The 22,059-nt window shown below is 34.9% G+C and carries 18 protein-coding genes; 1 reads left to right on the top strand and 17 read right to left on the bottom strand.

Annotated elements, in window-relative coordinates:
* The first annotated feature begins 1,146 nt into the window (after positions 1 to 1,146).
* A complete protein-coding gene (locus tag V192_RS0104825) occupies positions 1,147 to 1,455 on the top strand; it encodes a hypothetical protein (RefSeq protein ID WP_025869181.1) in 309 nt (102 codons plus the stop codon).
* Positions 1,456 to 1,507: 52 nt separating this feature from the next.
* Here the strand turns inward: V192_RS0104825 and V192_RS0104820 are convergent, their stop codons facing one another.
* The 17 genes from V192_RS0104820 to V192_RS0104740 all read right to left on the bottom strand — a co-directional run bounded on the left by V192_RS0104820 (position 1,508) and on the right by V192_RS0104740 (position 21,567).
* Positions 1,508 to 1,930: a cupin domain-containing protein gene (locus V192_RS0104820; RefSeq protein ID WP_025869180.1), complete on the bottom strand. Its 423-nt coding sequence runs from the start codon at positions 1,928 to 1,930 to the stop codon at positions 1,508 to 1,510.
* A 105-nt stretch (positions 1,931 to 2,035) separates the two neighbouring features.
* Positions 2,036 to 4,942, bottom strand: a complete 2,907-nt coding sequence (locus V192_RS0104815; protein WP_025869179.1) for a DEAD/DEAH box helicase — start codon at positions 4,940 to 4,942, stop codon at positions 2,036 to 2,038.
* A 2-nt stretch (positions 4,943 to 4,944) separates the two neighbouring features.
* A complete protein-coding gene (locus V192_RS0104810) occupies positions 4,945 to 5,337 on the bottom strand; it encodes a (deoxy)nucleoside triphosphate pyrophosphohydrolase (RefSeq protein ID WP_025869178.1) in 393 nt (130 codons plus the stop codon).
* A gap of 101 nt (positions 5,338 to 5,438) precedes the next feature.
* Entirely contained in the window at positions 5,439 to 7,193 is a 1,755-nt protein-coding gene (locus V192_RS0104805; protein ID WP_025869177.1) for a hypothetical protein, read from the bottom strand.
* A 445-nt stretch (positions 7,194 to 7,638) separates the two neighbouring features.
* Positions 7,639 to 7,806 (bottom strand): hypothetical protein, encoded by a 168-nt coding sequence (locus V192_RS21620; RefSeq protein WP_167331071.1) that lies wholly within the window; start codon positions 7,804 to 7,806, stop codon positions 7,639 to 7,641.
* Positions 7,807 to 7,894: 88 nt separating this feature from the next.
* Entirely contained in the window at positions 7,895 to 8,104 is a 210-nt protein-coding gene (locus V192_RS21500; RefSeq protein WP_025869176.1) for a TIGR04197 family type VII secretion effector, read from the bottom strand.
* 224 nt (positions 8,105 to 8,328) lie between these two features.
* A complete protein-coding gene (gene lepB / locus V192_RS0104790; RefSeq protein WP_025869175.1) occupies positions 8,329 to 9,006 on the bottom strand; it encodes a signal peptidase I in 678 nt (225 codons plus the stop codon).
* 19 nt (positions 9,007 to 9,025) lie between these two features.
* The gene (locus tag V192_RS0104785) at positions 9,026 to 9,694 is read right to left on the bottom strand and encodes a hypothetical protein (RefSeq protein ID WP_025869174.1); all 669 of its coding nucleotides are present in this window, start codon (positions 9,692 to 9,694) and stop codon (positions 9,026 to 9,028) included.
* Positions 9,695 to 9,716: 22 nt separating this feature from the next.
* Positions 9,717 to 10,862, bottom strand: coding sequence for a WxLIP family cell surface protein (locus V192_RS0104780; RefSeq protein WP_025869173.1), 1,146 nt, complete (start codon positions 10,860 to 10,862; stop codon positions 9,717 to 9,719).
* 126 nt (positions 10,863 to 10,988) lie between these two features.
* Positions 10,989 to 11,768, bottom strand: a complete 780-nt coding sequence (locus V192_RS0104775) for a WxL domain-containing protein (RefSeq protein WP_025869172.1) — start codon at positions 11,766 to 11,768, stop codon at positions 10,989 to 10,991.
* A 36-nt stretch (positions 11,769 to 11,804) separates the two neighbouring features.
* Entirely contained in the window at positions 11,805 to 12,611 is an 807-nt protein-coding gene (locus V192_RS0104770) for a WxL domain-containing protein (RefSeq protein ID WP_025869171.1), read from the bottom strand.
* The gene (locus V192_RS0104765; RefSeq protein WP_025869170.1) at positions 12,608 to 12,955 is read right to left on the bottom strand and encodes a hypothetical protein; all 348 of its coding nucleotides are present in this window, start codon (positions 12,953 to 12,955) and stop codon (positions 12,608 to 12,610) included. Before V192_RS0104765 ends, V192_RS0104770 begins: the two co-directional genes overlap by 4 nt.
* A 13-nt stretch (positions 12,956 to 12,968) precedes the next feature.
* Entirely contained in the window at positions 12,969 to 17,105 is a 4,137-nt protein-coding gene (locus V192_RS0104760) for a pectate lyase-like adhesive domain-containing protein (protein ID WP_025869169.1), read from the bottom strand.
* Between the two features lie 54 nt (positions 17,106 to 17,159).
* A complete protein-coding gene (locus tag V192_RS0104755; RefSeq protein WP_025869168.1) occupies positions 17,160 to 17,888 on the bottom strand; it encodes a winged helix-turn-helix domain-containing protein in 729 nt (242 codons plus the stop codon).
* Between the two features lie 269 nt (positions 17,889 to 18,157).
* The gene (locus V192_RS0104750) at positions 18,158 to 19,285 is read right to left on the bottom strand and encodes a tyrosine-type recombinase/integrase (RefSeq protein ID WP_025869167.1); all 1,128 of its coding nucleotides are present in this window, start codon (positions 19,283 to 19,285) and stop codon (positions 18,158 to 18,160) included.
* A gap of 447 nt (positions 19,286 to 19,732) precedes the next feature.
* On the bottom strand, positions 19,733 to 21,013 hold the full coding sequence (locus V192_RS20825; protein WP_025869166.1) for a hypothetical protein: 1,281 nt from the start codon (positions 21,011 to 21,013) through the stop codon (positions 19,733 to 19,735).
* A 59-nt stretch (positions 21,014 to 21,072) separates the two neighbouring features.
* Positions 21,073 to 21,567 carry a hypothetical protein gene (locus tag V192_RS0104740; protein ID WP_025869165.1) on the bottom strand — a complete coding sequence of 165 codons (495 nt, stop codon included), beginning with the start codon at positions 21,565 to 21,567 and terminating at the stop codon, positions 21,073 to 21,075.
* Positions 21,568 to 22,059: the final 492 nt, after the last annotated feature.

The following is a 22,059-nucleotide window of genomic DNA, read 5'->3' as shown; positions in this document are numbered from 1 at the left end:
GAATATTAGTTTTTTCTCATAGCTGGGGTTCAGGTTTTTTTGGTGAATTTTAGGTAGGAAGGAAAAAGTTTTTTTGTTATTTTTTCTTATATATAAGGGAGCTGTTTTGGGTGTTATTTAATGGGTTGAAATGCCGAATTTCGTTGCGGTGAGTGGTGTCTTTCGGTATAATAAATTGTGTAGGATAGAAATTAGGATCGAGATTGGGATAAACGGTGGTACAAAAACAGCTCCTTCGGAAATAAGCTGAAATTCACAAAAAATTGAAGAACATTTTTCGTGAATTCCTTCTTATTGCTGTAAAACACAACGAAAAATAAGTTGATGTTGCACAGTACCTACTTGGTTCTCGGAGCTAGACGTTTTCTCCCCAACCTCTGTTCAAAAAAGATAAATAAAAATTGGCACTTCAATCGTTCGGCGGCAACCTTACGATCGAAGCCTTGTTAAGACAGTACTAGCTGTCCAAACAAGTTGCCAATAGCGCTAGCAACATGTACTAGCTTCTTTATTGTACCTAAAATAGGTTGGGATTTCTAGGGAATCTTTGCTATTTTCGGTGATGATTGGTTGTTGTGTATATGGGATTAGACTATTGTCGACGGTATTGGGCATCTGCTCAATGCCGTTTTTTTCTATCCTATGACTACTTTTGAAAGGAGGAATAATTTAAGAATCGATGAAAAACTGGATAAAACAAAAAGGCACTTCATCATTTGGCGGCAACCAAACGATGAAGCCTTGCATAGACATCTACTAGCTATCTATACAAGTTGCCAATTTGCTAGCACCGAAGCACTAGCTTCTTTATTGTACCTAATTTTCTTTTGAAATTCTAGTTGGTTTTGGGAATTTCTTGGGATTGATGGTTGTTTAGGAGTGAATTGTGGGTTTGGTTTGGCTGATTGATGACGGTATTGACAGGTTCAGTATCGTTTTTTGTTTTACTCTGGGAGAAGGCGTTATGAATACCGCAAGGCTTTGAAAGTCGTTTGTAGCGCTGGGTTATTAGGTTTGCCTCGTCAATGTGCATTTTAGAAACTAAACACTGAAGCACAAAATTTAGTGGAAAAATCGCGGGAAAAGTTGGGATAGAATATGAAATTCACCAGCTTTTCTCTGCTTAATTTAAAGGAGATTGGGAGAATGGAAAAACAACAACAGAATTTAAAGGCAGTTACGTATCAGGATATTATTGAGTTGCGGGATTTTATGGAGAAGATGGCTTCTTGGCAGGAGCCTTTGGCAATTTTGGATCATTTTTTTCAGTTTCGGTCTGGGCCGATTAATAAGAAACGGATTGTGAAGGAGTATTATGCTCGGGCACAGATGTTTCATGCTTTTTATGAGGATTATAATCGGTTGATTGAGTTGGGGGATGAATTGGTGATGGAGATGGTTAGGGCTGAGAAGGTTGGGACTGGGTTTGAGGTTAGGAAAAAAGAATTAGAATAGATTGCGTATATTGTAAAAGAGGATGGAAATAATCCATCCTCCGAATGTTGCTTTATTCCCTGTTTAAAATGGTCGCTACTTCGTTTTCACTGTATTCTATTTTGTCATTTTTTATTATTTCTCGGTTATCCATTCCTTGGGGAACAAATCTAAATACAGCAAACGTTGCTTCGATATTTTGAAGATTTAGGATTCTGTGTAGACTGCTATTCATACGAATTACATCACCTTTTTGACAATCTTTATGGGATTTTTTACCGTCTGCTATTGTTTCAACTCTAATTTGTCCATCGGTTATTACTAGTATTTCTTCGATGCTTTGGTGGGTGTGCCATTCTTGAGTTGTGTTTCCTGGGACTAAGTTTAGATGGATTTCGAATTCTGGAAAGATGTAGTAATTTACGTTTGTTCCGTCTTCTTTTTTGGCGAAAATGGAGTCGTTTTTTGTCATTATTTCTATGAGGTTGTTTAGCATTATGATTCATTCCTTTCAGTGAGAATAATTTGAATCTGTCGCTATTTTCTAGTTAAATTGCGTATATTACTAAGAGGATGAGAACAATGTCCCACCCTCTTAATATTATTTTTGTTTGATAAAATCATAAGTTTCTAATGGAACAGCTTTTTCTAACGTCATTTCCATGTTTACGATATTGGTGTCTTTTCCATTCTTATCTTGTTTGATTAATTCTTTTGCTGTTTCTAGTTTTGGAAAAGCTTTTCCCAGATAAATAAACTCAGGATCTCCACCAGATTCTTTTTGAACGAAAACATGAATTGCTAAATTTGTTTCTTTGTAGTTCATGATTTCCACAACTTCTTTACTAGAAAAGGTTAATTTAGGACGTGTATACCATAATAATGTATGTTGATCGATTAATTCGTCTTCATATTTTACATCGTTTGAGATTGTATCATCTTTATGGTAGTTTACAAAAATTGGACAAGTATTGTATTTGATTCGATAACCATACATTGTGCCCGTTTCGTTATTTTCCCAGTTCAGCAAACGACAAACATCTTTACGACCGTAGACTTCATTATACGTTAATGGTTCACTTAATACATAACGCTTACTACGTTCAAAAGATGTCTTAATGATATCTTCTACACACTCAGCAAACCATTGATTTTGCTGAAGACTCTTTTGAAATGACTTTTCTAGAGAAAATGTATCATTAGAATAAATTGCAATTGGAGTATTGCCATATTTTTCTCTTTCATTTTGAGTAAAGAAATCTAAGGATAGAATACGTTCTACAGATTTTATTGTTTGTTCATCGTAAATATAATTTTGCTCTTTTAAATACGACTGATAATTTTCAGTTGATACTTTTTCCCTATCGATTAACATTAATAAAAGCAGTAACTCATGATTTCTTTTACCGTTCAAAAGTTCATTAGATAAGAAAGTTAAAACTTTCATTTCTTGGCTATTTAATGTTGGAGTCTCTTCATTTAGCCAGTTTAAAAATTCAGGATAATTTTCTTTATATTTCGTAATAATGACTGGATCAACTGATTGCTCTTTAATAAAATCAATTAATTTCGGCACTCGTCCCAATCGATTTTTCAAATTTTGATAGGCTTCTCGATAGTTTTTTGCATTGTTCAATTTAGATGATTCAATTGATTGGAAAATTCTATTTTTAGTAATTTCGTCAAACATGATTGTCGACATTCCTTGAAGGTATTTTGTTGCCATTGTTTTTTTACGTAGATTATTTTTGTTCAAGGAATTATCTTCTGTTAAAGCGATTGGAATCAAATAGTTATTGTCATAATTCCCAATAAAATCGATGATTGTCACGAAGTCCTTATTCTTGGCTTTTCTTAATCCACGACCTAATTGTTGCGTGAAAATGATACTAGATTCTGTTTTTCGTAACATTACAACTTGATTGACGCTTGGAATATCAATTCCCTCATTGAAAATATCAACTGTGATAATATAATCAAGTTTCCCCGCTTCTAATTGAGCAATTACTCGATCACGTTCGTCAATCTTATGGTCACCTGTTAAAGCTTTAGTATCAAATCCACGATTATTAAATATTTGTTCTAGTTCATGCGCTTCTTTTTTCGTTCCGCAAAAGATAAGTCCACGAACTTTATCACCGCAATGTCCGTAATAATCGATTTTTTCAATTATATAATTGATTCGTTTGTCACTAACTAGTTGATTAAAAGAGGATTTATCATCAATTGTTTGTCCATCAACTTGTATATCAGTAATTCCAAAGTAGTGAAATGGGCACAACATGTTTTCTTTTAACGCTTCTTGTAATCTAATTTCATAGGCTACATTGTAGTCAAACATTTCATAGATATTAAATCCATCTGTTCTTTCTGGTGTCGCCGTCATGCCTAGAAGAAAATTGGGTTCAAAATAGTCGATTACTTTTTGATAGGTTTTTGCTCCTGCATGATGAACTTCATCGATTAGAATGTAATCGAAAGTATCTTTGGCAAATTTTTGTAGAGTTTCATCTTTTGATAATGTTTGAATTGTTGCAAATACATATTTTTCGTTGGTGATTTTACTGTTACCAGACAAGATACCAAATTTCTCTTCATCTTCTCCTAGTATTTTGATGAACTGATCTTTCGCTTTTTTTAAGATTTGTTCTTGATGAACAATAAAAAGAAATTTCTCTGGTTGATATGCCTTAACATCGAACGCTGATAGATACGTTTTCCCTGTTCCTGTTGCAGAAACCACCATTGCTTTTGGTTTTTCTAAGTCACGCATTTTTTGAATTTCTATTAAAGCTTTTTTTTGCATATCGTTTGGCGTGATCTGTTTCGTTGCGTACTCAATTTCATCTACTATGGACTTTGGATCTATTTGCGTTGATGGTTCTTCCATTGTATCAACTTTTTGCACATTTAAAATTGGTTTGTAGCCCATTTGGTATTTTGTAATCCAAGAATTAGATAAGGGCTTTGAAGCTTCCCACATATGCTCAAAATTCTGTTTCATCGCTTGAATTAGATCACCATTTGAAAGTGAATTTAGCTTTAAATTCCATTCACAATTTACTTTTAATGCTTTGATGGTTAGATTGGAACTTCCCAAAATCATGGTTTCATAGTCGGCATGTTTAAATGAATAGCCTTTTGCATGGAAACCATCCATTTCTGTAATTCGGACATCTACATTTTTTAGCTTTAAAAGTTCTTTGAACATTTTTGGCGAATTAAAATAGAGATAATTTGAGGTAATGATTCTTCCACGAATATTTTTTTTAGCTAAATCAGAAAGAACTGTTTTAATTGCTAGTAAGCCACTTTCAGTGATAAACGCTACTGCAAAGAAAAATTCTGTACACGTTGCTAGTTCGTCTACTAAATCATTTAGAACCATTCTGCCCATTTCGTCGGGATTTACAAGTAGTTTTGCTTTGTAAACTTCGTTTGACTCTTTTGATTGATCAATAAAGCTATGTTCAAGTGCTGATTGAAAATTCTCTAGAAGAGGATTCATATTTATGCTCCTTTTACTAAGGCATCAATTGTTAGGATGTCAGCTGGTGCCCACTCTAAAGTGCTTAATTCGGAAATCGGTAACCATTTGATACTTTCATGTTCTGTTAGTTTTGGTTCGCCTTCTATTAATTCACAGAAGAATGTTGTTAGCTCTACTATACCAAAATCGTATTCGTAACTTGCTGTGATGATTTTATTTTTGATTGAAACCTCGCATAGAAGTTCTTCTTTGATTTCACGTTCTAACGCTTGTTGAGGAGTTTCATCTTGTTCAATTTTTCCTCCTGGGAATTCCCATAAGCCTGCTAAGGATTTATCTTTACCTCTTTGGGCGCAGAGAATTTTTCCATTTTTTTCTATTACAGCTCCGACTACTTTAATTTGTTTTTTCATTGTATCTATTCCTATCCTAAATTAGTTTATAGTAATATTATACCTGATTTACAATTAAAGGTGAATTTTGATAAAAACAAATAATTATTATCTATAAAAACTTACAAAGTTTTACAAATATATTCATAAAAAGTGTCAAAAGAAAAAATACTCACTTGAAATTCCTGATTATAACTATCATCTAAGAAATGTGGGTACTTATTTACTAAATACAATTGAATTGAATTAAATTCAGCTCCAAAAATTTCTCCAAAGAGTTGTTTATTTTTTAAAAAAAATTGTTTTCTTTTTAACATGTTTTTCATATGTTTTTCAGCTGTACTAGCACTTTGAACTACTCCATGTAAACTTCTACTAATATCTCTATTTTTCAATTCCATTAAATGTAATGTATTATCTTTTATATAATAAAAGTCTATTTCTTGTGCTATAGATGGTTCTTTAGCAAATAACTTTTTACAATTCGAGTTTTTGTTTAAATCATAATTTACTTTTCCTAATACTTTTTTATCTATCAATAGCTGTTCTAAATTCTTTAAATCAGATTCATCAAAATTTTCTTTAACTAAGTTTTTAGTATTTCTATCCAATCCTTTTTTTAAATGATTTTTTAATATCCTATATCTAAAATATAATGAAGATTCTAATAGGGTATAAAACGATACCAAATAATAGTTACCTATCTTGATTAACGGAGTACGAAATAGCCGATTATCATTACTAAAAGTTTCCTTTGCAATACTATCATTCGATATTTTTTTTAAAGTTAGATCATCTAGCATCAGTCTTATCGCTGCTTTATCTTTTCTTGTTTTTCTAAAAATATCTTCAACTAAGGCCTCACTTTCAATGAAAGTCATTATTGTTCTAGTCTCTAAAAATTTCCCATCATATTCATAAAGATATTCTTCCAAAAGAAATGGTGAATATCCTCTTTTTTGCTCGAAAAGATAATAAATTTCATCGATTTCCCCACTGTAAAGATCAATTTCAAAGTCCTTGGTTTCTTCAAAATATTGAAGAACTTTCTTTTGAAATTTATTATCTATAATCAAGTTATTATCACTAATTAAAATAGTTCCTCCAGATTTGTAAAGATGATTCAAACTTTTTTTCTTTTGTTCTATTTCAAGTAGTAATTGGGTTATCTTCATAATACTCATTATATCGATATCAAAAGCATCATTTTGTTTAAATTCAAGCTGACTGTTTAGTACAAAATGTATCAAGTACTCAAATGATTTCTTATCACCGCCATAAAAAATTCGTAAATCATAGACTTCAAACTTATTTACTAAACTCAATATTTCAGAAATCAAGTTCATTTTATTTTTATCTACTGGATATTTAATTTTATCTCCATATTCCCATGAATATGATTGAGCACAAATATAACTAATTGCAGTTGCATTAGAAAAGAAATTTTGTAATAGATTTTCTCTCGAATATTCTGTCAAAATATTACTCAACTGTACCTTATATTGATTTTCAAGACTATTAAGAATAGCATAAGCATTATTCTTATTTGATAAATCTATATCTTCCGGTAAATTCAAAAAAAGAATTTTCTCACTTTCAAAACATCTTAATTCCTCATCAAAATTAATAAACTTCATTTCCTCTATTTTCAATATGTTTCTATACTCTTTCATGGATAACAAAACAGTCAAGAAAAGATCTTGGTTTCCAGATTTCGCGACTAGAAATAATGATCTACCATACAAAAAATTTAAATAATTTTCAAGATAATTTTCTAAAAAATCATTTTTTTGTTTACTTAAATCCATATTTAATTCCCATGTACATGTGTTTTCTTTAAACTTGTTGAACGATATAACATCACTAAAATCAGACATAATAAACCTCCTCACAAAAAATATAAAAAACTATATTCTAACTCTTAAAATAATTATCTGATTATTTCTTAATATGTTAATCAATAATACTTGTTTTGAGATCATCAAAAAGTTTAAATTATTTTTCATGCGGAACTGATTATTTTCGCTTAATTTCTGGAGAGCTACTTCTTATCTCACGCTTCAGAAACGCAAAGATAGGTTAGCAGCATATAAAATCAATCTCCTTATTAAATTATATCCAACTCCCCTTATCTAAGCGTATACTCAGTGCACTTAAAAAATGTTATTTCGTCATTTCTTAACCAAAGTAACTACTGTTTCCTACCCGTCTACTTCTGGGAACTGTTATCGTACAAAAAAAATTACGTAGTACTGTCAATCACTCTATAAGTATTGAGTTAGTAAATTATAGTATTTTCTTTAGAAAGTATTATTTTTGAAATTACTTACATCCTTTTTTTTCACAAGTAACTGATTGTGTTGTTGTTACCCAATCTTGTGGGTTGTCATCTATCCGAGCACCACATGCTGTATGATTTCCATTTCTAGTATGGATCTTTCCTTTTTCTGATTTCTTAGTATCGTTTCCAATATATTTCACATTTGCCATAATCGTTCCTCCAACAAAATTTGTATTTTTACTAACCATTTGCCTTAAAGAGTATATTGACAATACTACCTAATTTTTTTTATAATAATCATTTAAGTTTATTGTTGACACAATAAACTATTATGCCAAGTACCAGTAACCCAAACAATTCCATCAGTTGCGCATTGCTATTACCTGTAACAGTTGTTTGGGTATCTTTCGTGATCGTTGTGCCTTGATTTAGCGAACTCACCGATGATGCTATAGAAGTAGCGACAGCTTGTGCTACTGCGGAATTACTGTTTATATCCTTTGGCATCGTTTTTCCTCCTATAATTAAAAAGTAAACGTCTAACGACTTAGTTTTTATAATAGTATATATACTTAATTGTAATTCGTAAACAACGCAATGTAAATATATAATTTTTAAATGTTTTGTTTGCTTACTTAAAAGGAAATTATAAAATACATTTATCGACATAAGTATAGAATCAAATTTTAGTGTTAAAATTGTATATAAAAAAAGGATGGAATTTCTCCATCCTAAAAACTCTTCATCTCACCAAACGGCAAAAGCTGCATCGCAACTTTCCCAATCACATTCTCTTTTGCAATCAAACCATAATGCCGACTATCCGTCGCATACGGTCGATTATCCCCCAAAACCAAATAGTACCCCTCAGGAATCGCAACAGCCGAAGTTAACGTTCGATTCGAGAAATCTTCTGTGTAATTTTTGCCATTGCGCTGGCTTTCATTGATTTCATCCATAATAAATTTTTCATCTATCGGCTGGTCATTCACGAAAAGTGTATCATCCGTGTACGCAATTTTTTCTTCTGGCAGACCAATGACTCGTCTAATTTGCGTGTTCCCATTGCCACTTTTAAAGGCAATTAAATCAAAGCGTTTGAAGTCAGTTGTTTTTTGAACAAGGATCTGGTCTTTTTCTCGTAATGTTGGGATCATACTAAAACCGTGAACCGTTACGATTGTTAGAAAAAAAGAACTGATGACAAGCACCAACACGACACTCAAACTTACAGCAACGATAAGTTCTTTTAGATAGTTTTTGACGGGGTGTTTTTTGCGTTTGGTCTTTTTATTATGGTTTGGTCTTTTTTTGTTTCCTGTCTTTTTTGCTGGTACTTTTTGAGAAGGACGTTTTTTTCTTGTAGTTGACGGTTTCTTTTTACTTATGCGCTTTGATTCTTTCTCCATCGAAAATCACTCACTTGGATTACTTTTCTTCTTTAAAAGCAGATTCATTCACTTTGTAATAATCAAATGTTTCTTTTTCATAGACTTGCGCTTTCTTGATGTCTGCTAAAAAGTTGTCCACCAATTCTTGGTTGCCGAAAAAGTTTTTTGTTTGCGTACTTGCATTCATCCCTAATTGTTTGACTGAATTATAGTACCGATTCAAGGTAATTTGTCCTTCTTCTGAATTAACGTCACTTGCTTTTTTCGTCCCGTAGCTTGCCATAGAGGTGGCTAAGTAGCGAAGGTTTTTTTGTAATTTTTCTTCATCATCACTTTTATCACGAGCTACAATCAGCTGATCTTCAAAATCCCGTAATAGATAGTAGCCTTTCACAACCGAATCTGAATCCTCCGTTGTCAAATTCATCGACTGATAATAAGAAAGATACGACATCCCACCAGCTAAAATAGCTGTTATTACTGCCATTACCCAAAATAGGCGTACGCTCTTTTTCTTCTGTTTCATCAACTGCTGTTTTTTTCGTGCGATTTTTCTATTTTTCTTTTTGTTTTTAAATTTTTTATTCGGAAGTTTTTTTAGCATAGCACGTTTACGGAAAAACTGTACTAAACAATAAACTGATCCTAGGAGCGCAACGATTGATAGTGCTATCCCTATGATGAAAACCCAATCTAAAACAGACATACACTTCAGCTCCTATACTTTTCTAATCCTTTTTCTTACTGCTTTTTCCATTAGACGAACCTTGCTGTTTTTTCTTTTTACGTTCTTTTTTTAAGGCTAATTCTTTTTCTTGTTTTTTCTTACGGAGTACACGAATGATCACGAAGATCAGGATAATCAGCACTAATACACCTGCAACGATCAGGGCGATCAATTTCCAGTCCAGTCCTTTTTCTTGTACTAAGCCAACATCTCGTTCGTTGAATTTATTCGCATCTTTATCTGAAATGTTAAAGTCTTTGGTCCATTCCCATTTTTTGTCGCCAGAGGTCACGAGAATATTTGCTACATAATCGCCCGCCACCATGCGTTCCCCATTCATACTGACAGGAAAGTCAATAAAGGAATTAGGAGCCATTCTCATTGCGGTTTGTTTGCGTTCGTAAAGAACAGTGTCTTTGCCCTTGGGTTTGATTTGGACTTCAGCTGTCATATCATTTAAATAGGCTGCCATCACATTGGAATAGTTAATAAAAATAGCATTGCGATAATTGCTTTGTCCAGCTTTTACACTGTTTAATTCTAGATTTGGAGCAAGTACTTTTTCTGTTTCCTGCAACACAACACCAATCACATAGGCATATTGGTTAATGATTTTTGAGCCGCCTTCATTAGAAGTCGTGCCATTTTGATCTGCTCTCATCAACTGGATACCGCCAGCAATCACACCATCAAAGCTTGTTTCTGGCATTTGAATAGTCAAATCCAGATTCTTGGTTTCCCCGGGTGCTAGTTCAACTGACTCTGGTCCTGTGACAATGTTGGTAAAATCAAAGGGTAATGATGGATCATTTTTAATTGTGGATTCACCGTATTCAATGACACCGTTTTGGTTCGTCTTTGCCCCATTTAATTTAACGTCAATCATCACTTTTTCAGTACCAGGATTGCTTAATGCGATGGAAATCTGTTGATTTTTCCCTGGCTCCATTTGCAATTTAAAGTACCCTAGGTCTTTTTTGATTTGATTATCAGGAAAGGTAATGCTGTAAGTAAATCCTGTTGCGCCAGCAGGATTGTTGTTTTGTTTTTCTTCGGCATGATTCGTAGATGGACTAAAAAACAGACCGATGGTTACGATCAGGATCGGCAATAGCCATTGTTTGGTTGTTTTTATGTTTTTTTTCATTGTAAACCTCATATATTCTCAATTATTTTTTTCCTATGTAAGCTGAAAAAATCAGTTCGTTGGTGGTTCTTTCATTTAAAAAGCAAGCTGGTGAAGATTTCACCAGCTTACTAAAGTACTTAACGTTTATTCAGCAGCAGTAATTTTCCAAGTTACAGTAGCAGTATAATCCGCTACAGCCATGTTTGAAGCAGTTGCTGCAGGAATTGTTAATTTTACAGATTCTGCATCTGTTCCTGGTGTTCCATTTTGTGATGTTGAACTTTGACCGAATTCGATGATGTGACGGCCTTTTCCTTCTTTTTTGTCTTTGTCAGCGACAACGACTGTTTTTGCATCATTCGCCGCTTCTGTTAATTGGAAACCAGTTTGAACGTTTGAAGGAACAGCGTTTGTATTATCACCTTGCGCTGCAGCAAGTCCATTGCTGAAGTCAATTGTTGAACCAGATAATACGTTAGCTCCTGATGTGAATTGTTTTGTTAATTGTGCTGTGATTGTATAACCGAAAACGCCTCCGGCACGAACGTCAGCCCATTGTACATAAGCACCACGTTTTGTTGTTCCACCGTTAAATGTCATTGGTTTTGCAAAGCTTGTTACTGCATTTGCAGATGTTTCAACTGACCCAAAGTCTAAATCAGTCGTTTTCTCAACAACTAAAGATCCTTGCTCAGTGTTTGTATTTTCATCTGGAGATTCTGGATCCGGAGTTGGTAATACTTCATCTGGATTTTCTGGATCGACTGTTTCAGTTCCGCCACCACCGGCAGTACCTTCTGTCACTTTTACTGTACCTTCTGAAGTTAGTTCAGTTGGCGCTGCGAATGCAGGTGTTGCCGCTCCTAAAACCGTTACTCCTAAAATTGCTACTAATGTTGATGCACAAAGACTTCTTGCTTTCATATTGCTATTCCTCCTAATTGTTTGTGTGTTTTTTTATTAAGGCAACTTGGCTAATATCCAAGTTATCTCCGTTTGGTATTCTACCGGATGAATCTTCGTTGCTTCCGGTATACTTAGTGTGATTGCTGAATTGCTATACACTGGTTTATTATAAATACTGTCTATCACTGGTTTTCCTGTTTGATTTACTACAGGTGTCAGTGTTACAGGTTGATCGCTAGAATTCGTATCCGATGCGCCAAAGGCAATGGTCCAAACGCCTTTCCCGCTGTCTGCTCTGGCAGTTGCAACTTCGTATGCTGAACCGATTGAATTTAACGCAATCGTTTCTCGCATCACGGTCGGGGCTTCACTAGTACCGCTTGAATTGGCCCATCCTTTATCTAACGAAAGAACCGCGCCTTTTAAATCCTGCTCACCCGTTTCTTGAATGATGGGATTGGTAAACTGATAATTTTGTTTGACTTGTAACGTCCACCCCGACGATTCTGCTTGTTGATCTGTAATTTGAATGTAACTACCTCTAGGGCCTGTTTCACCAAAAAACTGCTGCGCAAGCGCATGATAGCTACGTCCATTTTTAGAAATTTTACTTTCACCAAAATCAAGAGCAGAAACATAGTCAATACGAAGAGGGCCTTCGGTTGAAGGACTATCCCCTGGATCAACAACATTTCCTGGATTTTCTGGATCAACAGGATTTGTCACCACGCTTCCTTTGATACTAACTGAGCCTGATTGATCAAGCGTTTCAGGGGCAGCTTGGGCAATGATGCCTATTTCGCTAGTTAGAAGCAAACTGACAATTCCTAACGACCAGATACCGATTTGTGTTACCTTCATTTTTGCTCCCCCTTCCTACGTTTTCGTAAAAAGAGAAGTAGCACCAATAGGAGTAATATACCTATGCCAAAAATGCCGTAGTGTTTCATCAGCTCGCCCATGCTGGGAAGGTTTTTTCCAGCTGGTTTCGCTGTTGCGCTTGGTGTTGTCGGTTTCTGTGAACTTGGTTCAGTACTGGTAGATGAATCGGTCGGTTCGGTCGATTCTTCGTAAAACGAAATCTTCCCCCCTCGATTGACCTGACCACCTGTTCCTTCATTCGCACTTGCACTACTTGAGTAACTAAAAATGCCTAGCAACACAACCAGAGAGCAGACGATCAATTTTATTGTTTTATGTTTCATTTTCCACTCTCCTTTATGGTTGTCCGGCCATGACTTTCCACGTAATTACGCCGACATAATCTCCTGTATACACTGTATCGGATGAATTGATTTGTAATTTTATTCCATCAGTATTTGCTGTTTTGCCCCAACTGTCACTAACATCAAAGCTACCTGCTGTGCCCTTACTATTTGTGTAAACGACTTGTGCATTCGTATTTAAAATCGTCTCCTTACCATCTGTAACATAACGTAAGGCATTGACTAATTCTTGACCGCTGCCGTTTTTCATTGGTGTTGTCAGTGTAGCCGTCAAACGCCAACCATTGGCAGCATCTGCCCGAGTATCTGTAACGACTAGTTGTTTATCAAATTCTGGGTCTTCTACTCGTTTGGTTGTTGCATTATAAGCTAGTGAGCCAAAGTCTAAAGCACTTGGTACCGAGGTCAAGCTTAATACGCCTTGTACTTTGTATTGAACAGTTAGTGCCGTATTATTAATCTTCACCGCTGTTTCATTGGCTGGTCGTTCGGCAATATCATACCCGGCTTTCGTTAGATTCGTAAGTTGTGTGGTGACACTTTCTTCTTTTGTTAAGTCAATCGTATCTCCGACTTGGGTATTTAGTTTGACCGTATAACCAGACAATACTTGGTTTGCTTCATTTAAGAATTCAACAGATAATACGGCATCAACATCCACAACGGTTACTTGAATCGTTGTTGTGATGTCTGTTGGTAATCCTGAATCAGCTGCTTTTACTGCTAATGATACAGTGTAGGCTTTTGGTTGAAGTTGACTCACATTATTTAAGCCGCCAAAATCCGTTACCGTCACAAATTGAGTCAAGTCTGTTTTGGTGCCGTTCGCTAGTTTAAATGCATCTGGCTTACTATGTTGTAGGATATAATTCTTTAATTCTGTTTCCGATAGATTACGTATATCCACATAAGATGCTTCAAAATCAGAGCCTGAAACACCTGCAGCTTGTTCATAGACAACTAACGTTGACTCAACAACTTTGGTATTCGGTGCTGGATTTCCATCAGCATCAACCGCCTTGTCAGATACATTAATCTGTACCGTGTGTGTTCCTGGCGTATTCGCTGCTGTTTCTGCCGTAGTAGGATCCGTATAGGCATAATCAAAACCAGTATTGATCGGACTTGTATCACTAACATCTTTCACCATATCTTTTGCTGCAGGCAAAGGATCACCTTTCGTCATATAATAAGTCACCGGTGAAGCTGTAGGTGGTGTTTTATCCAAGACTGTTTGTGTCACTTCTTCTGCTTTTAGATTCGCAAATCCGTAGGCATGGATGACACTTCCAGCTGTAAAATAATGACCCGCTGGTACAGTTACTGACCAATTCCCTGCCGCATCTGATTTCGTTGTAAAATTCGCACGGTATTCAGCTGGAGTAGACGTATCTTCTACAGGTGATTTTATACTATCAGTTGATGGATCAAATGCTGCCGTGATCGAGTTATTGACTGGTACATCCCAGATACGGATATAGGCATTTGGAATCGCATAGCCAGATACAGTGGTCGAACTGTTATTGCCTCGATTATCGGTTGCAATGCTATGAATCGCAATATTTGGATCTGGTACTCGGGTAAAGAGAACGCGTTGTTGTCCTCTCGTTGTAAAATTCGCGTTAAATCGAGTCAAGGTTTCATTTGTCATTGCATTAGATGCTGTGATAGTCGGATTAAAGCCACTTCCATAAGCTAATCGCATATTACTCATAGGAATGTACTCATACGTATAATCGCTATCGCCGTCAGCTCCACTAGCCACATTATTCAGTGACCATTGGAAGACATTTTGAACAGACACATCCAAGTTTCCTTGAGACCAAATCAAGCCATTATTTGTCGTTGTTCCACTGGTCAATGCTTTGTTTTTTTGTAGATTCACACGCTTTGCATCTGAGAATTTAAAGGTCGATGATGCGCCGCCCATTCGTAATAAATATTGCGAGATAGATGTGCTGTCACTTTGAATATCAAACGAAGCATTAGGCTGAACGATAAAGGTTGAGTTATTTGCAACATAGAATAAATCCGTTGTGCTGGCCCCCATGTTTACCCCTTTAACATTTAAGTTCCCTGAAACGTTAATGGAACCACCATTCATATAGATTGGATTATAGTTTATATCGTTGTTTCCCGTTCCAGAATAGGCATCTGTTTGGATATTGACCGTCGCATCTTTCCCAATATTTAACTCAGATGAAGCGGATCCTAGATAGACAGCACCACCATACGTCCCGTGATGGTTTAAGATATCTACAGTAGAGCCTTCACCAACGGATAATACACCGCCTGAAATATTCAAATTCGTATTATAGTATTCGGCGGCAGTTGTTTGATTGCCACGTTCCAGTTTTAGTTTTACATTTTTACCGATTTTAAAACTGCCTGATGGGATATAAAGTACATTCGACCCAAGTGAAGAAATATAAACATCTGCATTATCTTCTACAACAGCTGTGGAAATCGCTAAACTTCCTTGTTGGTAATTATTCACATTCCACGTACGAATCGGTGTCCCGTCTTTTCTTACAGAAGTCCATGTACGTTGTTGTTCTAAATGGACTTTGTTTTTCAGGGTTAAATTGGTTTGTTGCGACTCTAAAAACTGTGTTCCGTAACCAGTATAATTATCCATGGTCATCTTTCCACCGTTGGCACCATTGTTGAAAATCATTGCGCCCCAATAATTACCGTGATAAACCGTCATATTGCTAAATTGGATATCCCAGTCTTTTGAACCGTAGTTATTATAAGCTTGGAAAGTAAAACAGAGCGAACCAAAATCTAGTGTGTAGTTGTTTCCATTTACTTTCACAGTCCGCGCATTTCCTTGTAGTTGGAAATACATATGGGACTCACCACCAGAAGCAATTCCAATCGATGTCGCTGTAGTTACATTTTGCGAGTAACGTAAATATGGACTGTAAATAAAATAACTAGATGAATAGGTTGGTGCAGTTGTGTAGATATCATTTAACAGTTCCACATTTGTTACCCATGGATCATTTAGTCCAATCGTGTAACCTAAAAAGTCAGTCACATTTCTGGTGTTGGTAGCTGAAGTAAGATCATAAGAAATATTCGCGTTACTTCGAATCGTTCCCGTCAATCCATTCGTAGCACTCTCTGTTGCCGTATACGATGAAATATAAAATGGGCCAGAATAGTTTGAAGAACTCATATTAATGTTTTGAAATTTTAAATCCCAATAGCCAAAAATAGTACCTGAACTTCCTGATACATAACTCGTTTGGTTTAAAAAGCCTATCGCTAAGTTGCCAAAATTAAAGTTATGACCATTTCCATCAATCGTCAGTGAGCGTGCAGTCGCATTTTTATTGATATATAAATAAACATTTTGCGCACTGTTTAGATCAACTGAACTCACACTAAATAAATCCTTATAGTTATTTAGCGTGCCTGACAGTGTAATATCATTTTGTAATGAAATAGTATTCACTGTGTTATCTGCGATCGCCTCAACAAAACTTTGCCAATCTGTCACTTCTGCTGTTCCAGCAGCTCGGCTGCTTAATGCTCTCGGCTGAGCGAGATCTAAACTGTCAGAAGCTTGGCTATTGTCCGTATTCTCTTTCGATTCTTTGACGACAACTTTTAACTCTCCTTGACCAACACTATTTGCTTCATCGGTCAATGTCAGTGAATAATCACCACTTTTTTCTGCTAATAGTGCTAATTTCAGGGAAGATTGATCACTATCCACTGTGATAGTCAACATCCGCGTTTCTTCATTCCAATTAAAAACAGGAAACGTTGCTTTTGGGTCTTCCTGTAAAAGCATGGCTCTTTCTTCTGCTTCATTAAACGCTATTCCTTCAGGAAGACGAACTTGCCAATCCTTTTTTGACTCACCCAAATCAGTTGATGGACTACTCTCATCAGACTTCTTCAGCTCGTTTTCACCTCTTGTGTCAGAGATCTTTATATGAAATACTTCATTTGCATAAAGTTCCTCTTCAACAGTTGTCAACGAAATCGGTGATTTGGCAAAAATCTTACTTGTAGAAGAATGCAGCTGTGAAAACATAGCTAAAATAAGGATCGAAAGAATGGCTATGCTCATTCCAACTAATTGAAATTTTCTTTTTTTAATCATTTCATTCATTTTCCCTCCTGCCCCATTAGTTTACAAAGAATGTTCTCAGTTTCTTCACCTCCTTCAAGCTTGATTCATCTCAACATTGTTTATCTGTGGATTCAGTGATAATTTGTACCCGATTGTTCGAACAGTTTTGATGAATTTCGGTGTGGTGGGGTCTTCTTCTATTTTTCCTCTTAAATGGAATATGATATTACTCACTCGATACTCTTTTTTCTCAGTACTTTCGTTTTCCCAAATATGTTGGTAGATTTCTTCATAAGTCAATGCTTTATCGTGCTTATTATGAAGGAGTTCTAAGACTTTAAATTCCAATTTAGTTAAATTGATTTCGACTTTCCCTTCTTTTAAAACACTGAGATTTTCTGGAAGTAGTTCTAATAAGGGCCCTGCCGTTGACATCGTTTTTAAAACGTTGGGTTCTTCCTTATTCTCAATCCGTTTTAAGATATTTGAAAATTGTAAAACAAACTCATCTTCATAAACAGAGACACCGTCTGCACCTAGTTGTAGGTAAATTTTCTTTTTTGTTTTTATCTCTTCATCATTTTCAGTCAACAATACCCAAATCAATTTATTTAATCTCATTCTTAATTCCAGAATATTTTTGCAAATATTGGAAAGCTCACTCCTAGTGGATTCTTCAATAATAAATGCATCTACATTTGCTAGTTCAGAACCGACATCTTTGACTTGTAAAATCGTAACCTCATGACCTAAGCTCACCAATTCTTTGGTATAATCCAATACAGGTTGAGACGAATCTCGAAAAATACCGATAGTGTACATCGCAGGTACCTCCTACTAAATTTATATCCAGAACTAAAAACTTTTCTTAGTGTGCATTCAAAAGCAAAATACTATTGAATATGTTTTGATCTGAAATTTATACTTATCACTTTAATTTTAAAAACCGCACTAATGAATATCCTGAAAGAATTAAGTTCAAGATATTCATTCGATCCAGCCGATTATTCCTCATTTCTCAGTAAGATTTGACCATAATTTTGACGGTTAAAAAATAGACACTCAGCGTTTTGCTGAATGCCTTTCTTTCATTATAAGAGTATCTTTTCATCATAATTAAGTTGTCTATCGATCACCATCATGGCTGAGCGTCTCGTTTCCCACAATGAATCCGTATAGATGTCGAGTGTCATTTTGGTCGATGCATGTCCTAAGATTTTACTCAATGTCGCAATATCAATTCCTGATTCAACACATCTCGTTGCGAAAGTATGACGAAGCGCGTGAAAGTGAACAGGACCTATTTTTGATTCTTCTACTACTTTTTTGAAACGATAGTTAATAATACGTGGTTCGGTAAAACTATTTTTGCAGGAAATGACAAATACACTGGTACTTTTTTGCTTTTTTCCCAATAAATATCTTTTTAGATTTTTAGATATCGGTATGGCACGTTCTCCATTAATTGACTTTGGTTTCCCAATAATAATCTCAGTTTTGTTTGGTTCTGTTATGGATGGGATTCTGGAAATGGTTCTTTTTACAAAAATTTTATTGTTTTTAAAATCGATATCTTCCCATTTTAATCCACTGATTTCTCCAATTCTCATTCCCGTATACAACGCAATAATTTCTGCCGAACACTCTTTTTTATATAAAGAAATCTGTTCTAATTTTTTTTGTTGCTTTCTGTTTAAGCTTTTTATTTTTGGTTTGGTTAGTGCCGGCAAAAGGACCCCTTGGCAGGGATTTTTTGAAATTCTATTATCGTTTACAGCCTTTTTTAGAGCACTTCTTAACATACTAATAATACTGCGAATCGTGTTGGATGAAAGATCTGATAGATACAATGAATAAATAAATCTGTCTATATCAGCTGTTTCCAGCTCAGATAATGGTTTATTTTTAAAAAATGGCGAAAGATGACGGTTGATTCGCCCTCTATAATTTGAATAGGTAGATGGTTTGATTCTATTTTTCATTAAAATGTTCAGCCAATAATTTAACCATTCATCAACCATCATTTCTTCTTGTAGAGCTGTTTCTCCATATATAGAATAGTCTGCTTTTTTTTTTGATAATTTTTCTTTTGCTTCATTATATTGTTTTCCATAAACATAGCCATAAACAATTCTGCCTTCCTTATTCCGACCTTTTCTATATCGTCCTTCCCAGCGACCATCCTTTCGTTTATAGATATTTTCTCCTCTTTTTGACATACTTTTCTCCTCCTAGGAATTTTTAATTTGACGGTTTTTTGACGGCTAAAAAACGAATTATACATATAAATATCTCTTTTCTAAAATGGAAACAATCAATAAAACAATAATTTTTTATCATTTTTTTAACAAAAAAGAGAAAAATTTGATAAAAATTTGTGTTTTTTACACTAGACTAAATAAAAATAATAGAATATACTTATATAAGTAATCAATTCCACTCTTTTGATTACATTTAATAAAGAACAAAATTATCTTGAACTTAATTCTTTCAAGATATTTTTCAATAAAAAAATGAATAATACTAAATTTTATGTATATTTTTCTTATCCAAGCAAAATATGCAAAAAAAATAAATATAAGAGCATTAAGGCTATATAAAAACAGGTAGTTTAGAAATTTTTTATTTTCTAAACTACCTGTTTTGTTAAGTTAAATTTATTCACTTCACTTCTCTACTCTAATCAAATCCAACACATCTCTTGGATTCCCTACATCCACAGTCACTACTCTTACATTATCTAAAATATCTTGCGTCATTTTAGCTACAAATTCAGGATTATTGGCATTTTCCGCTCCGATTTGCCAATGACTTGGTACTGGATATACATTGATTGTTCCGTTTCGATTGCTTGTATAAGTGATTTGTCCTTCCGCACTATAGCCACCGTAAAGCATAATGGCATCTGTTGGATACGTTGCACTACCTTTATCATATGGATTGAGCGGTGTTCCTGCAGCTATTGTTTTTGCATTTAGTTCTGACGGTTTCACACCGATCAAGGTCAGCCACACGCGAGCATATTCAATCTGATCATCTGAATAGCCAAGCAACAGTTTATCGTCTCCTGTCGCTTGCTCTTTTGCTTTATCTGCTTCTGCTTTGGCTTTTTCTAAAGCTTTATTGACTTCTTGTTCAGCCGCTTGTTGTTGCTGAGTTAAAGCGCTGATCTGACCTTGAGTATCGATCATGGCTTTCATTAAAATCAATTTTGCTGTAAATGTCGCTTTTAGTTCTTCATTTTTGACCGTTTCGATTTCCTTATTTAAAGTGTCATAGTCGCTTTGTTGGACCGTTACTTTTGGTATATTTCCGTCAAAGGATTCATTGATCAACTTTTTGATTTTCTCTACTTGATCCACTTGCTCTGTGGCATTTTTAAGGATAGAATCGATGGCTTCTTTCCATTTGCCTTTTAGCTCTTTGTTTTCTGAGAGTGTATCTGTGACTTCAGTAATTTTTCCTTTCGTCAAATTTACTGTGATCGGCAGCTCATTTTTGATGTTATCACCTTTAATAGCGAGTTCTTTTGAGCTGAATAATTCATTTGTTTCTGTTTGTATCTCTAGTTTAGCATTCGCTAGAGTAAGTTTTTTCTGCAAGTTTTGACAATTCATTTCAGCTGTATCGACAGTTATTTTCTTTTCATACTCACGTTTCAGTTTTTTAATTTCTGTTTGTTTTTTTAAAAGCTTGTCTTTGATTTCTTTGATAGTCGCAGGCGTTATTTCTTTGCTTAGAAAGTCTTCCTTTTTATCAAAAAGGGCAGTGACTTCTTTATAAAGAGCGCCATCTTTCGTTGTTTCTTTTTCGATTGTCGCTATGTTCTCTTGTGCTGTGGCAATCTTTTTCTTTTCCTTTGCTTGTTGCTGGAACACAATGACTCCGATAACAATTGCTACAAGTGCTACTACTCCCATAGAAATCCCCAACACTTTTTTCTTCATTTTCTATCCGCTCCTGTTTATTATTTTAATTATGCACTGGATGACTGATTGCTTAAATTTTACTCTATCTCTTCTTCAAAAGTGATTTTACCACTCTTTAACTTATTCAATGAACCAAATTTTTTTTTGGGAAACATTCTCTTGAGATCTTCTTGATAAAATGAACCATCTCTTGGTTCTTCATAGTGAGTGACTTTATAGCCAGCTTTTTGTTTTTCAAGTGTGTACACTGCAGGAAAATTCGAACCATAGACATCTTGTCCATGTTCATCAAGCCCTAAAACGGTTTGATTTAGATAAACAGTCATCCTTTCCTTAGCAACATCTTGTCCATAAAACTCTAGGACCAATTTAATTTTTTTGACCTCTGGACTCGCTTCTATTGTTTCAGAATTAAAATAGGTTTCTGCTTTCATATAATTAAAGATTGTTTCTCCGTATTTTTTTCTTTCTGATTTACTAACGGAGCCAACGTTAGCCTCTTTTGTTCGAAATGTCCAGCCGATGACTATTAAAGCAACGCATACCGCTAGCAGCCCTATTTTCTTTTTCATTTCCTTTTCCCCTTCGTCTTTTTATGACTCTATCTGCAGTTTTACAGCCTGTATCCTCAAACTGCAATACTCTACTAATACTCCTTTTTCATATCTTTAGCGTCAACTTCGCTCTCTACTCTCAATACTCCTCGCTGTCTACGAACTTTGACGGTTCTTTCTATGATAGTTTAGCATATTTATTGATAAAAAAATCGCTGAATTCCACATAAATATATCGTTACTAAGAAAAAGAGAACTATCATGGACTGATAGTTCCCTCTTTAATAAAAATGGCTCTATAATAAATGGGACTGGTGAAAGTAGAAATACTTTTCTCAGTCCCATGTTCATTTTTATATAAAAAAACATATCGTTCTCTGATAGGATTAAGTTACCACACAAAATCTAATGGAAGGAACGATATGCTATGCTTCATACTATCAAAAAAATGCTCCGAATCATAGACAAAAATCTTACGATTTTAACTGTTTCAGAACAAAAAATAAAAGG

Origin of the sequence: Enterococcus crotali (assembly GCF_000633635.1) — a bacterium.
In the GTDB taxonomy this organism is placed as follows: domain Bacteria; phylum Bacillota; class Bacilli; order Lactobacillales; family Enterococcaceae; genus Enterococcus_L; species Enterococcus_L crotali.
Note: the sequence above shows the minus strand (reverse complement) of the source record. Positions and strands in the feature narration are given on the sequence as shown.